Origin of the sequence: Parabacteroides sp. AF39-10AC (assembly GCF_003635405.1) — a bacterium.
In the GTDB taxonomy this organism is placed as follows: Bacteria; Bacteroidota; Bacteroidia; order Bacteroidales; family Tannerellaceae; genus Parabacteroides; species Parabacteroides distasonis.
Genome location: NZ_QTLP01000002.1, coordinates 174,756 through 187,739, shown reverse-complemented (window position 1 = coordinate 187,739; position 12,984 = coordinate 174,756). Strand labels below are relative to the sequence as shown.

Genomic DNA, 12,984 nt, shown 5'->3' with positions numbered 1-12,984 from the left:
AAAACGAAAGAGTTATGGCTACAATAAAATTGATAAAGAAGATTATTTATACAGGCACAATTACCTTGAAGACCGGTTTGCATATCGGAGGAACCAATGCGGCGTTGAATATCGGTGGTCCGGATAAATTTGTGGTTCGCAATCCTATTAATAACGTTCCCTATATTCCGGGAAGCTCTTTGAAAGGGAAGATGAGAGCGTTAGTCGAGATATCGAAAGGTTGTGCGTCTGTCAATAATAAAGGGGAAGCGAGAGCCAGCGAGGATCCGGATTCCATTTCCGGACGATTGTTTGGGGTAGCTACTGGAAAAAATAATAACAGGCCCTCCCGCTTGATCGTCAGGGATGCGGAGTTGGATCTTAGTGAACCGGAGTTGTTTGCCAATACGGATCTTCCTTATACGGAAAGCAAGACGGAAGTGGCTATCGATCGGGTTACGGCGAAAGCGAATCCTCGCACCTTCGAGCGTGTTCCCGCGGGGGCGAAGTTCAAGCTAAACATGGTATTGAATATTTTTGAGGGTGAGGATGAAAAGCAATTGAAGGAAACGCTGAATTTGGCTCTTTGTTTGTTGCGAGACGACTATCTGGGAGGACATGGATCACGGGGATATGGACAAGTGTCCATTGAATTAGATAATCCGGAGGGTGAACCGAAAACCTATTGATTATGGCGATCTACACCCTTGTCAAATTAAAGAGTATGGCTCCTTTGCATATAGGAACGGGGAAAGAGAATTATGATTTCTCCGCTTTGGATTTGCAAAGTGACACTTTATCCGCGGCTTTGGCAGCCATGAAAGCTCAGAATGGAGAAAGTGGGGATCTGGAAGAATTCTTGAATTCGTTTACCCTAAGCTCCGCTTTCCCGTTTGTCGGAGATCGCTATTTTCTTCCGAGACCTCAAGGGAAGATGAGCGTTACTATCTCGGATGGCGAGGAGTATGTGTCGAGGAAAAAGCTGAAGAAGATAAAATATATCGAGGTGGATTTATGGAGCGAGTTGGCCGCCGGGAAAGAGGTATCAGTAAAGGAACGGCAGCTGCAAGACCAATTCTTGTTATCATCCATAAGGAATGAGGACTTTAGAAGGCCTTATAAATCAAAGGTGAACCAACGGGTTACGATACCCCGTGAAGAAGGGATCTATGCGGATCCGTTTTTCTTTGAGTGGGTTTATTTTCATTTGGATGCAGGGTTGTATTGCTTACTGGATACGCCGAATAGCCAACGAGACGATCTGATCCGATTGTTCAAGCAATTGGGGGAGTTTGGTATTGGAACCGATAAGAATATTGGAGGGGGAAAATTTGATGTAGAGATAAGGAACTTGTCTTTGCCAGAGATCGACGCTCCCGACTCTCAATTATTATTGTCTCTTTTCATTCCGGCAAAAGAGGATGTAGAGTTGTTGAACCTACATGATTCTTGCTATGATTTGCTGCACCGAGGTGGATATATAGCCGGGAGCCAAGAGATGGATTTCAGGCATTTGCGTAAGAAATCCGTGTATATGTTCAATGTTGGTTCCGTGTTTAAGACAACCAGTCGTTTAAGCGGGAAGGTCGTCAATCTTCGACCTCACTGGGACGATGAGCGATTGCACCCTGTTTTTCGAAGCGGAAAGCCTTTTATTGTTCCTGTTAAATTTAAACTGTAAGGATATGAGCAAGGTGAAAATAGAAACACTCACGCCTATACATATAGGAAATGGAAATTTCTTGCAAAGGAATGCCGATTTTGTTCTATCCTCGCAAGGCGGTGATTCATTTATTCATGTGATTGATCCTAAGAAAATCTTGGACTTTATAGGAGTGGAACACATTGATGATTGGGTGCTTTCGATTGAGAAGAAAGAGGAAAGTATACGAGATTTTGTTCGTCGCTATAGAAAGAATGCGTATCCGGATGATTATTCCCAACGTATCATTACGAACTGTGCGGGTGCGATCAAGGCAACCGATACCTTGAAAGAATGTTTACACGATGGAATGGGTTTGCCTTATATCCCGGGCAGTTCGATCAAAGGAGCCATACGGACCGCTATCTTAGCGACAGTAGCGAAGGATCGTCCTTTGGAAAAAGAGATCAGGATTTCCCGGGAAAAAATGGGAGCCAGACGGGTAGAGATAGAACTATTCGGAAGAGATCCAAATAACGATATATTTCGTTTTCTTCAAGTCGGCGATGCCTACTTCGAGAGAGAATGTGAGATCGCCATGCGTATGATAAACTTGAATGTTACACAAAAAACGAATCTGCAAGATCGTTCTAAATCGCAAGTAGTGGAAGCGATCGGGGCTGGTTGCGATTCCATTTTTCAGTTGAAACTTGCCGAGAATACTTATTCATGGTGTAAAGCAAGATCCCAAAACATAGGCGATCTCCCTAAAGAGATGGAATCGGAACCTTCATTGTTTGTGTCACTTAATAGGCATACCAAGGATTTGGTCTCTGATGAGATAGCTTATTGGAGTGATATAAGTAGTAATAAAGAGGGAGCAGAAGATTATATTGCAAGTATGCGGCATATTCTTGATGAAACTAAAAATTGTCAAGAGAGCAAAGAGTGTGTATTACGCATAGGGCATGGATCCGGTTGGCGGTTCATTACGGGTGCTTGGTGTGAGGCCTTAAATAATTTTGACGAGGTAATCGCTGTTTCTCGTCCAAATAACGGACGATACCAAGAATATGATTTTCCGAAGTCCCGCAGGATAGATGAGGATAGTGATATCTTAGGATTTGTTAAATTGTCGTTGATTTAAAGAGTAGTGTCATGAATAGAGTCATAGTAAATATTATATCAGAGCAAACAATTCCAAACTATTTGTTTATCAAGGAAATGTTTCAAATTGGAGATAAACTGTTGTTCATTTCTTCCCAAAAATTTGCGGAAAGGATAGAATGGATCAAGCAATCATTAGGTTATGTGAATTGTACCATTGAATCCATTCTTTTTCAAGATGGAGAAGAAGAACGTTGGAAAGATATGGAGTCAAAATTACAGGTTCAAATATCTTCAGAGTGTTCTTATATTGTTAATTTGACAGGTGGAACAAAATATATGAGTTTGCTTGTCCAAAATGTATTTGAGAGATATAACAGTCAATTCTTTTACATTCCATTTCCGAAAAATGAGTTGCTGAAACTTTCTGAGAATGATTCTATAGCGTTGGATTACCGATTGACTGTTAAAGAATATTTTTCCAATTACAATGTGACATTTACAGAGAAGAAACTTGTAAAGGGTGAGGCATATTGTGATTATTTCTTCAATCGGTTTGTGGATGGAACATTGAATTTTAAAGCGATTGATTTATTGAGATCGTATCGGAATATTAAGAAAAAAATGGCAGTGTATAGCCTTGAAACTTGTATGTCAACAGAAAAGAAGCCACGTATAGATGGCTTAAATGATTTCTTGAGTAACATAGATTTCCCTATGGAAGAATCGGGCTATTTAAATCGTGGTGAAATAGAATATTTGACAGGAGGATGGTTTGAGGAATATCTTTATTACAAGATTAAGAAGTACATAAGTCCTCAAGACATAAAATTAGGTGTTCTAATCAAACGAACTGAGAATACAAATCAAAATGATTTGGATGTTGTGTTTATCTCCGGCAATAAATTGTTTGTGATAGAGTGTAAGACCGGCATATTGGGAGAGAAAATGTTTAATGAAACGGTCTATAAGGCAACTGCTATCAAAGAGGCCGTTTTGGGATTATCTGCTAATACCTTTATCGTCTCGCTTGCTCCTAAAGATGATAAGCTGAAAAATACAGCTAAGAATATGGGTATACAGTATAAGTGTAGAGAGGATATTGAGGACTCTCAGCTTTTTGAGAATTTTATAATGCAGATAAAAAAGACCGCAAAAGATTGATATGTTCATAAATCTATCCAACCACCCCTCCACCAATTGGTCAGAGAAGCAATTGGCAGACGCACGTCAATACGGAGATATAGTGGAGTATCCTTTTCCTGATATTCCGGCAACGGAAGGCGAGGGGTATGTCGCCTCCTTATCGATGGAGTATGCTCATGAGATCATCGAGCGATATGATCCGTCCGAAGATGTGGTGCATATTATGGGTGAAATGTGTTTCTCGTTTGCTTTGGTTCGTTTGTTACGGAAGTTCGGATTTGTCTGTGTCGCCTCTACTTCTGAAAGGATCGTGAAAGAGGATCGCCCGGGGCATAAAGAGGTCTTTTTTAATTTTATTCGGTTTAGACAATATGGATTCTAAGAAAAAGAAATTGGTATTGACTGCCAATCAACAGCAGGTCTTGGAGGACTTGGTTGGTTTTATCCGGAATAAGGCGGCAAAGGTTTTTATTCTATGCGGATATGCGGGTACGGGTAAAACAACCTTGATGAAGGTTCTCATAGAGGAATTGGAGAAGAGGAATTATTCATTCTCTCTATTAGCTTCGACGGGGAGAGCGGCCAAGATCTTGTCGAATACGACTAGGTATTCGGCTTCTACGGTGCATAGCTTGATTTATAAGTTTGACGACTTGAATCAGGATATGGATAAATTGATTGCACAAAGAGAGAAAACGGGAGTGGATAAGTTTGGTCAACTTTTACTTAGTTTCTCTTTGGTACCAATTGAGAAATATGAGGAGGATGCCAGATATTATATTGTTGATGAGTCCTCCATGATTTCGGATGAGATTGACAAGAATGCTACCCAAGCTAATTTTGGCAGTGGGAAACTATTGGCGGATTTATTGGCATTCGATCCTAAAGGAAAGTTTGTCTTTGTGGGAGATGTTTGTCAGTTACCTCCGGTCTTGCAAGACTTTTCACCAGCTCTCTCGGCGGACTATGTAAAACAATATTATACATTACCTACACAAAAGGTAGAGCTTACGGAGATCGTTCGTCAAGGCATTGGCAATGATTTGGTTTTGTCTGCGCAAAGAATGAGAAATCTTCATCAAAACCCTCCGGTATGTTTATGGGGAAAATTCCCTTTACGAGGATATGAGCATATCCGTTTGTATTCTTCGCGAGAAGAGTTGTTGAATCAGTACATCGAGAAGGTAAAGAAAAAAGGATATAATGAGTTGACAATGATCACGCAATCCAATAAAGGATGCGTGGAGTTGACAAATTCGATAAGACCTGCTTTGGGATTTACGTCACCAAGAATTGAGATTGGGGATTTGCTGTTGGTCACTCAAAATAACTATATATCCGGTTTGATGAATGGCGATATGGTTGTGATCAACAAGATTGGGATAAAAAAAGAGCGAGCCGGACTTACGTTTGTCTATGTGGAAGTGAAGGAATTGTTCACGGAAAAGGTATATTCCTTGCTGATGATCGAAAATATCGTGTATAGCACAGCGATCAACTTGACGCAATCGCAACAAAAAGAGTTGTTCATTGACTTTTTTATGCGAATGAGAGAAAAAGGAATTAAACAAAAAACAGAGGCTTTCCATAGGGCGATGATGACAGATCCTTATTTGAATGCTTTACGTGCGGTATATGGCTATGCTTTAACATGCCATAAAGCGCAAGGAGGAGAGTGGGAAGAGGTCTATTTAGATATACCGAGAAGAATATCGCGAGAACCGAAAGCCTCCACTTATCAATGGCTATATACGGCAATGACTCGTGCGAAGGGGTATTTACACATTGTAGATGATTTTTATGTAAGGTAAAAATATTATAGTTATGCTGGAACATTTGAACGATATTTTAGAGAATACTCAGATAACGGCCTCGACCGCCGCCGTACGATTAGCTATCAGCTTCGTGCTTGGCGCTATTATCGGTGTAGAAAGACAATTTCGCCGCAGGGACGCTGGTATGCGAACCTTTACCTTGATCTGTATGGGATCTGCCGCCGCCATGTTGATATCTATCTGGATACCACAAACCTATCCGAATTTCTTGAATGGAGATCCGGGGCGTATCGCCGCCCAAGTCCTTACAGGTATTGGTTTCTTGGGAGCAGGAGCTATTATTCAAAGTCATGGAAGCGTGCATGGACTCACTACGGCGGCTTGTATTTGGGTAATGGCTGTAGTAGGTTTGGCCGCTGGTGCCGGCATGTTCTTAGCTGCCTCGATCACTACGGCATTTACCTTGTTCGTATTGGTTTCTTTAGAAAGGCTGGAGCGACGTATGTATTTGGATGGTGTTAATAAAATACTTACGATAAATTGCTCAACCTCGACTCCCGATCTTAAAGGTATCCGGAAAATCTTGGAAAATAGGAGCATATTTATCGTAAGTCTTTCTTATGAGCATAATTACGACAAGAATACGTCGACAATTACCTATAAAGTCAATGTGAAATCCAAGTCCTCTTACAGTGAGTTATTCACTGAGATTCGAAAACTTGGTTACATTTCACAAATACGTCTTCTAGCTTGACAATGCCGTTTATTCAAGTTCACCCTTTAGCATATGCCCGGCGATACGAGCCGCTTCCTCAACGTATTTACCGCAAGGACGTTTGGCATAATACTGTTGTGTGCGTGCGGAAGGAGCGGGATTCGTCGATGTCTCTTCCGGAGGAAGAAGGCTACGGCAAATGATCGTCCCATGTTTCTCCTTGAATAAAGCCGCCATTTTTTGTACCATGCCATAGTTGCGGGCACGCGCCTCTTGATCTAGCGGATCAAATACCGGATACTTAAATCCGGCTAACATCGCCATTGCGTTTACGGTACCACAAACCTCACGCATGCGTCCGACACCTCCTCCAAAAGATACAGACATCTTTTTCGCCAGCTCTAAATCCAACTCGAAGACATCCGAATAAGCGAGGAATACAGATTGAGCGCAATTATATCCGGACTCGAAGTTGTGGACCGCTTGGTTCACACGTTCCTCTATATCAAAGGATTTCATAGTCAACACAAGCTCTGTCCGCCTTTACCGGGCCAATAATTCCTTTAGCGACCGCTACATGTTCCGGATGATTAGCGTACGTATTTACATCTTCCAAGGTAGGTAATTCAGTAGTTAAAATAATATCCCAAGTCTCCGCCGGATTACAATTAAAATCTACACGGATCATTTTCAATACGTCTATCTTATTGATTAAGGCTTCCAGTTTATCCTTAATTTCTTGCATTTTGGCTTGCTTCTCAGCCGGAGTTTGAAACTCCTTCAACTTAAACATTACAATATGTCTGATCATAATCGCTATACGTTAATTATATTACATCTGTTCATCCAAATACGAATCCTTGTATCCAAGGAAATATAAGATACCATCGAGGCCAATCGTAGAGATAGATTGCTTGGCGGTCGCCTTAACCTTCGGTTTGGCATGGAAGGCGATACCTAGACCGGCGATACTAATCATCGGCAAGTCGTTCGCCCCGTCGCCAACCGCTACGGTCTGGCGAATATCCACGTTCTCCACTTGCGCGATCAGGCGTAATAACTCCGCTTTACGCTTCCCATCTACGATATCACCCACATGATTACCCGTTAGCTTGCCATTCTCGATTTCAAGCTCGTTGGCGTATACATAGTCGATATTATATTTTTGTTTAAGGAAATTACCGAAATAAGTGAAACCTCCGGAAAGGATAGCGATCTTGAAGCCCACCTTTTTCAAGATACGCATCAAGCGGTCTACACCTTCTGTGATCGGTAGATTCTCGGCGATCTCCTGCATCACGGATACGTCCAACCCCTTTAATAAGGCACAACGCTGGCGGAAGCTCTCGCAGAAATCGATCTCTCCACGCATGGCTGCCTCTGTAATCGCTTTTACTTGATCGCCAACTCGTCGATAACCTCCGTCTCTATCAAGGTAGAGTCCATATCGAAACAAATCAGACGGCGCATACGGCGATACATGCTATCCTCTTGGAAAGAGATATCCATCTCAAGCTCCGTGGAAAGTTTCATGAACTCCGCTTTCATGCACTCCTTGTTTTTCGGGGTACCACGTACGGAAAACTCCACGCTCGCCTTAGGAGTACGGGCATTCTCGTCCAACGGGATACGTCCCGTGAGCCGCTTGATATCATCAATATTCATATCTTGCTCCGCTACGATCCGGGAAACACCCGCGATTTGCTTGGCCGTAAGCTTACGGCTTAATATCGTGATGATATACCGGTTCTTGCCCTGCATACCTACCCATTTACTATATTCTTGCTCTGTAATGGGATTGAAACGGATATTGACATCTAATTCGTAACTCTTGAACAGTAGTTCTTTCAATATATCGCCGGAATTTCCTTCCGTGCTTTGAAACAAGATACCCAATGATAAATGGTTATGGATATCCGCTTGACCGATATCGAGGATAACAGCGTTGTTCTTGGCTAGAATCTCCGTAAGAGCCGCCGTTACACCCGGACGATCCGCTCCATTGATATTTATCAGTATTATTTCGTCGTTTTGTGCCATATTTGTCATTCTATTAGGCAAAAGTACGTAAGAATTATCGAAAAAGAGTACATTATATTGAACATTTTTGCTTATATTTGTTTTATCGTATTAACGACAAAATGTTTAATGAGAACCTGGCAACCTTAAAAAGTCCTGACCGGCAGGCGAAATGTATGAGAATCCAATTTGAAATCAAGGAAAAGTTGCCCGACATTATTTCTGAAATACTTCATTCAGATAAGTGGTTGACTTTAGTGAGAGATGAGAATCATGGATTGCGACGTGTGACGATTAAAGATCCCTACTTTGATTCAGAGGCATGCGTCGATATCTGGGAGCATGAGATTCATGTAACGACAGCTTGGTCTAACTACACCTATCGAATCTATCAAAAAGGTAATTCTGTTTGGTGCGAATACATTGGCGCTTATAGAGGATTGTTGGAACAAAACCTTTTGCCGACAATGACTCCGAAAGAAAACATTCTGGATTCGGAAGTATTGAACAGTTCTTTGTTTGGTGACAGAAAGGAGACCTTGAGAAATTACAGCGCGGAAAACCTTAAGCTGAAGAATTTTAGGCGGGATAATTTCGCCGCGGAATATCAACTGGCTTCTCCGCAAGACCATCCTAAGATCGTATATGATGAGTTTATTAAAGAAGGGGTTCCAATTCCCCCTCCTGAAGATAGAAAAGAAAAGTCCGGTAATTAATACCGGACTTTTTTTATTTGAGGATCATCGCATGATACCCGAATCCTCGTCACTATTCCAAAGTTTCTTGTTGGTCTCCTTGAACTTGCGGCCGAAGTCAAAATTCCAAGAGAAGGTTAGCATCAACATTCGGCTGAAGTCGTTCGCGTACATGTTCGTACGGCTGGGAGCGTAAGCGTTCCGATTTTCCTCTACCCGTTTGTACTGGCTGGAGAAAGGCATCATCAATCCGGCTCCAACGGCGAATTTTCCTTGATTGTACCGGAACATAAACATATGGATATTCTCGCCACCATGCAATAATTCGCCGACAAACGTATTATAGCTACTTTGTATCTGGAACATAGCCATGAATTTCTTGTACATAGCCATGACGGAAGCCCGGTAATACCAATTGTTATAGGTATGCGAATAACTATTTCCTTCGCTGATATAACGATTGACTCCACCTGTCACGGATAGGCTTATGATCCGCTTGATGATAGGGCCGACACGTAATGTCAAGTCACCGCTTAGTTTCTGCCATCCTTTTTGGTTATCGGTAATGCGAATGAACTTATTGTTTTCCCGTATCACTTCCTCCATGATCCGGTCCGGGCTATTACTGTAATAAAAGTTTAAGTCTCCGGTGAATATTCCTTTTTTATATAGATAATTGGCTTGCATGTCATAACTCTTATAGGGTTTCAGATAAGGATTTCCCCGGCGTATCTGTAGCGTATCGATATATTGCTCGATGGCGCTTAGTTCCGATAGGCTAGGTGAGACATTATTTACGCTACCGTTTACCCGGAAATACATATTATCCGTAAAGTTATATTGTAAGGAGACCTTTGGGCGGAACGTATAATATTGATAATCTTCCTCGCCTTCTTGCTTGAGCCATGAGCGGGAGACACCTATTCCGGCGGTATAATTCAACTTCTTGACACGTCCGCTGAATTCCGTATAGAGATACGTCTCCGACTGTTTCATCTTGGTTCGTCCTCCAACCGTTCCGCTGTAGGTGTTATCCGTCCACGATTGGGTGTGTTTCAATCCTCCTCCCAATCGACCGGCCTCGAATTGCCGTTCGTAGATTCCCTCGCCGATGATGGAATATTTGTCTCCGTCCACGTTCGACAAGATATCCGATAAGAGGATATCGTTTTTCCATTCTTGATACATTTGGTTTGCGTTCGTATGTATGTACGTACCTACCATATTAAGTATCAATGTCTGCTTATGTGGTAAGGAGCGTTGGTAATAAAGGTCGAGGGAAGGACGTTTGGTAGAGTTGCTATTTGGATTCCAAGCGTATGTCTTATCCTCGGGATTATTGTTGGTATACAGGTTCTTGCCGCCACCTTTATCCTCGTCTGATAAGAAATAGCGTAGCGTGGCATTGAAATAATAATGGTCGTTATCTACCAGATTATAATTAAGAGAGAGGTTATGAGAGGTCTCGGACATTCCTCTTGGCAGACCTTCCGAGGTACGTTCCATCGTCTCGCCACTCTCAAAGCGGAAGGTCTCGACTCCTTCCGTCCAGATATGATACGGATTCCGGTAGCGGACGGCGTATTGCAATCCGAACTCCGATTTCTTATGATTGAACTTCGTCGATACCTGATCGTCTCCAAAAGAGGTGGTCGGCGAATTACTAAGATCCAGATTGACAGAACCTCCGCTAGTTTCCCTCTGGACAATGTAGTCGAGTACGACAGAGGCGTTACCGTAACGTAAGCCCGGATTATCATGATATTCTATCCGGATTACCTCCTGTGGCGATAAACCCCGGATATCGGACAGCTCTACCTTGATACCGTTGATACAGAATTGAATCGTCCCTTCATTCGATAGCGATACGCTATTCCGGATCGGGTCCACTTCCAAACGGGGAAGCATCAAGGCGTTCAATAGATTGATGCCATTGCTGGAGGCCGCTTTTTGCTCGGAGGTAGGGAATGCGATCTTACGGTCCGCCGTATTACGGATAGCGGAAGCGTTGACCGTGACTTCATCTAAGGATATAGAAGCGGATGCCAATGAGATCGTACCGAGATCTATATTCTGGGAAAGTCCCAGCACGGAGACTACCGAAGTCTTGTAACCTATGGAGGAAACAGATACTTGATAATCTCCGGCCTTGACTTTCTCGATCCGGAAAAGTCCTTTACTATCCGTCGTCGTCCCTGTGATGAATGCGGAATCGGCTGTTTGAAGCGTGATATTCGCGAACTCAAGAGGAGACTTGTCGGATAGATCGATGACTTTCCCCCGGATCTGTAATTGTTGTGCCCGAATACCCCAAGAAAAGGATATAAGAAGGGCTGCCATAATGATTTGTTTCATTATAGTACGATTTAATGATTAAGAAATAATGTGTGTATGTGCTTGTTACTTAGTCCAAATCTCTTCTCCGTTCAGACGGATCTTCTGGATATTGTTGATACGGATATGCAACGTGAGATTTTTATCTTGCCCGGCGTCCCTCGCCCCGCTAACCAATAATAGAGAATCGTGGCGGCTGACTTCCGGCAAATACCGTTTCATTCCCTCGTAATAGAGTAACGACCGGTCCTTTGCTTCCAGTATTTGCCCCCGGGGAAATTTGGAGGCGGTTCTCGTATCGACTTTTATGTTTTCCGCTTTCAACTCCGGATTATCTATCTGGATAATCTGAAACTTTTGCGTGAAACCTGTAAGGCATTTTTCCGACGTAAACTGGGCAACGCCGAAAGTGAGGACTGGGACGATATATAATGTCGCTATCAGGGCGATAAATACGCGATTACTTTTTTTCATGATTGTCTTCATTTAATGGTAGATATATATAATGTATAGGCTTTCGTAAGCTCGTCGATACCTACATCTAGCAGGTGCATCTCCTTGAAGACGGCGGGAAGTACCTCTTCCACGAACTGGTTATGGCGCATCTCACGGATTTTCTGCTCGGCGTCGGAAGCGACGAAGTAGCCGATCCCACGCTTGTTGTAAATAATATCGTTGGCTTGCAGGCGCTCGAAGGAACGCATGACCGTATTTGGATTTACCTCCATCTCTACCGCCAGTTCCCGTACGGACGGGATACGGCTATCGGCTTTGTAATTACCACTCAATACCCGGTCGCAAATCCGCTCGGCTATCTGGATAAATATGGATTGATTCGTATTGTAGTTCATCTTAGTTCCTTTTCTTTAAGTTTTAGATAAGCGACGTATAAGACCACGAGGGTCGCGATGAGAAATGCGGGTGTAAAGGCAAAGCTCAGCCAATACACGGCGGTATAAAACGGTGAAGATTCATAACAAAAACTATTCATACCCGGCTGGATATTCAAGATGTTTATACATAGATAGACAATCCCTATGATAGAGGCTGCTATCAATATATATCCGCCACAAGCGATTCCTAAGGCATACTTCCGGAACGTGACATAAGAGAGAAACATCAAGGAGCCGGCAAACGCCAGCATGGTGAAATCTTGCAAGGTCATGATAATGTCCTTGAATGCTACAGGCTGTATATGAATGAGCATTGAGGCTATTCCCGTCCCAGTCCAGAACGTGACTTGGTATGTTAAGAATACCACGATGCCTTCGATCAAGATAGCGGCAAATTTCTCTTGGTTGCTCGCGGGAAGCGTTAAGAACAATCCTCTAGGGCGGTGTATCATTAAGTTTACGTAGCTACAGAAAGCGATAAAAGTCCCCAATGATCCCAATACATATAATGTAAGGGTACGGAATCTCGTATCCCATAAAATGGAGGATAATAGGAAAAAGAAGAGGACTCCGAGGATGACCAACACCCCATAAGCTAATTTCTTCTTATTCTCTATCCAATCTTTGCGAAGTAAAAGATTGATGCGTTGTATACTAAAATCTGTTTTCATATCTATGT

Annotated in this window: 14 protein-coding genes and 1 pseudogene; 8 read left to right on the top strand and 7 right to left on the bottom strand. The window is 42.6% G+C overall.

All coding sequences use genetic code 11. The annotated features are described in order from the left end of the window. Window positions 1-14: 14 nt before the first annotated feature. Genes csm3 through DW033_RS02680 form a run of 7 tightly spaced genes read left to right on the top strand, consistent with a single transcriptional unit; the run spans window position 15 to window position 6,403 of the window. The gene (csm3, locus tag DW033_RS02710; protein ID WP_122382415.1) at window positions 15-668 is read left to right on the top strand and encodes a type III-A CRISPR-associated RAMP protein Csm3; all 654 of its coding nucleotides are present in this window, start codon (window positions 15-17) and stop codon (window positions 666-668) included. A 2-nt stretch (window positions 669-670) separates the two neighbouring features. Beyond that, the gene (csm4, locus tag DW033_RS02705; protein ID WP_122382414.1) at window positions 671-1,660 is read left to right on the top strand and encodes a type III-A CRISPR-associated RAMP protein Csm4; all 990 of its coding nucleotides are present in this window, start codon (window positions 671-673) and stop codon (window positions 1,658-1,660) included. A 4-nt stretch (window positions 1,661-1,664) separates the two neighbouring features. Further along, the gene (csm5, locus tag DW033_RS02700) at window positions 1,665-2,768 is read left to right on the top strand and encodes a type III-A CRISPR-associated RAMP protein Csm5 (RefSeq protein WP_158595238.1); all 1,104 of its coding nucleotides are present in this window, start codon (window positions 1,665-1,667) and stop codon (window positions 2,766-2,768) included. Window positions 2,769-2,779: 11 nt separating this feature from the next. Beyond that, the gene (locus DW033_RS02695; RefSeq protein WP_122382412.1) at window positions 2,780-3,892 is read left to right on the top strand and encodes a Card1-like endonuclease domain-containing protein; all 1,113 of its coding nucleotides are present in this window, start codon (window positions 2,780-2,782) and stop codon (window positions 3,890-3,892) included. A 1-nt stretch (window position 3,893) separates the two neighbouring features. Beyond that, a complete protein-coding gene (locus tag DW033_RS02690; protein WP_122382411.1) occupies window positions 3,894-4,256 on the top strand; it encodes a CRISPR-associated protein in 363 nt (120 codons plus the stop codon). Next, a complete protein-coding gene (locus DW033_RS02685) occupies window positions 4,246-5,685 on the top strand; it encodes an ATP-dependent RecD-like DNA helicase (protein ID WP_122382410.1) in 1,440 nt (479 codons plus the stop codon). The genes DW033_RS02690 and DW033_RS02685 overlap by 11 nt, the downstream gene beginning before the upstream one ends. A 13-nt stretch (window positions 5,686-5,698) precedes the next feature. Then, window positions 5,699-6,403, top strand: a complete 705-nt coding sequence (locus DW033_RS02680; protein ID WP_005856919.1) for an MgtC/SapB family protein — start codon at window positions 5,699-5,701, stop codon at window positions 6,401-6,403. Window positions 6,404-6,412: 9 nt separating this feature from the next. Here the strand turns inward: DW033_RS02680 and DW033_RS02675 are convergent, their stop codons facing one another. The 3 genes and pseudogenes from DW033_RS02675 to serB form a co-directional block, all read right to left on the bottom strand. Next, window positions 6,413-6,883 carry a C-GCAxxG-C-C family protein gene (locus tag DW033_RS02675; protein WP_008772149.1) on the bottom strand — a complete coding sequence of 157 codons (471 nt, stop codon included), beginning with the start codon at window positions 6,881-6,883 and terminating at the stop codon, window positions 6,413-6,415. Continuing rightward, complete coding sequence (locus tag DW033_RS02670; protein ID WP_005856923.1) at window positions 6,870-7,175, bottom strand: Dabb family protein; 306 nt, start codon at window positions 7,173-7,175, stop codon at window positions 6,870-6,872. Before DW033_RS02670 ends, DW033_RS02675 begins: the two co-directional genes overlap by 14 nt. A 21-nt stretch (window positions 7,176-7,196) precedes the next feature. After that, a pseudogene (serB, locus tag DW033_RS02665) lies at window positions 7,197-8,404 on the bottom strand (phosphoserine phosphatase SerB). 101 nt (window positions 8,405-8,505) lie between these two features. Here serB and DW033_RS02660 point away from each other — a divergent pair. Next, a complete protein-coding gene (locus DW033_RS02660) occupies window positions 8,506-9,099 on the top strand; it encodes a hypothetical protein (RefSeq protein WP_005862283.1) in 594 nt (197 codons plus the stop codon). Window positions 9,100-9,123: 24 nt separating this feature from the next. Here DW033_RS02660 and DW033_RS02655 read toward each other — a convergent pair whose 3' ends face one another. Genes DW033_RS02655 through DW033_RS02640 form a run of 4 tightly spaced genes read right to left on the bottom strand, consistent with a single transcriptional unit; the run spans window position 9,124 to window position 12,976 of the window. Then, window positions 9,124-11,433 (bottom strand): outer membrane beta-barrel protein, encoded by a 2,310-nt coding sequence (locus DW033_RS02655; protein ID WP_122382409.1) that lies wholly within the window; start codon window positions 11,431-11,433, stop codon window positions 9,124-9,126. Window positions 11,434-11,478: 45 nt separating this feature from the next. Further along, window positions 11,479-11,886, bottom strand: coding sequence for a hypothetical protein (locus tag DW033_RS02650; protein ID WP_122145388.1), 408 nt, complete (start codon window positions 11,884-11,886; stop codon window positions 11,479-11,481). 8 nt (window positions 11,887-11,894) lie between these two features. Continuing rightward, on the bottom strand, window positions 11,895-12,263 hold the full coding sequence (locus tag DW033_RS02645; protein ID WP_005856933.1) for a GntR family transcriptional regulator: 369 nt from the start codon (window positions 12,261-12,263) through the stop codon (window positions 11,895-11,897). Next, a complete protein-coding gene (locus tag DW033_RS02640; RefSeq protein ID WP_122143813.1) occupies window positions 12,260-12,976 on the bottom strand; it encodes a hypothetical protein in 717 nt (238 codons plus the stop codon). Before DW033_RS02640 ends, DW033_RS02645 begins: the two co-directional genes overlap by 4 nt. Window positions 12,977-12,984 lie beyond the last annotated feature (8 nt).

What these genes read in the sequence shown, in the direction of transcription:
- csm4 (WP_122382414.1), top strand. Translation starts at nt 671, where the DNA reads ATGGCGATCTACACCCTTGTCAAATTAAAGAGTATGGCTCCTTTGCAT.
- DW033_RS02690 (WP_122382411.1), top strand. Translation starts at nt 3,894, where the DNA reads ATGTTCATAAATCTATCCAACCACCCCTCCACCAATTGGTCAGAGAAG.
- csm5 (WP_158595238.1), top strand. Translation starts at nt 1,665, where the DNA reads ATGAGCAAGGTGAAAATAGAAACACTCACGCCTATACATATAGGAAAT.
- DW033_RS02685 (WP_122382410.1), top strand. Translation starts at nt 4,246, where the DNA reads ATGGATTCTAAGAAAAAGAAATTGGTATTGACTGCCAATCAACAGCAG.
- DW033_RS02640 (WP_122143813.1), bottom strand. Translation starts at nt 12,976, where the DNA reads ATGAAAACAGATTTTAGTATACAACGCATCAATCTTTTACTTCGCAAA.
- DW033_RS02695 (WP_122382412.1), top strand. Translation starts at nt 2,780, where the DNA reads ATGAATAGAGTCATAGTAAATATTATATCAGAGCAAACAATTCCAAAC.
- DW033_RS02670 (WP_005856923.1), bottom strand. Translation starts at nt 7,175, where the DNA reads ATGATCAGACATATTGTAATGTTTAAGTTGAAGGAGTTTCAAACTCCG.
- DW033_RS02660 (WP_005862283.1), top strand. Translation starts at nt 8,506, where the DNA reads ATGTTTAATGAGAACCTGGCAACCTTAAAAAGTCCTGACCGGCAGGCG.
- DW033_RS02680 (WP_005856919.1), top strand. Translation starts at nt 5,699, where the DNA reads ATGCTGGAACATTTGAACGATATTTTAGAGAATACTCAGATAACGGCC.
- DW033_RS02645 (WP_005856933.1), bottom strand. Translation starts at nt 12,263, where the DNA reads ATGAACTACAATACGAATCAATCCATATTTATCCAGATAGCCGAGCGG.
- DW033_RS02675 (WP_008772149.1), bottom strand. Translation starts at nt 6,883, where the DNA reads ATGAAATCCTTTGATATAGAGGAACGTGTGAACCAAGCGGTCCACAAC.
- DW033_RS02650 (WP_122145388.1), bottom strand. Translation starts at nt 11,886, where the DNA reads ATGAAAAAAAGTAATCGCGTATTTATCGCCCTGATAGCGACATTATAT.
- csm3 (WP_122382415.1), top strand. Translation starts at nt 15, where the DNA reads ATGGCTACAATAAAATTGATAAAGAAGATTATTTATACAGGCACAATT.
- DW033_RS02655 (WP_122382409.1), bottom strand. Translation starts at nt 11,433, where the DNA reads ATGAAACAAATCATTATGGCAGCCCTTCTTATATCCTTTTCTTGGGGT.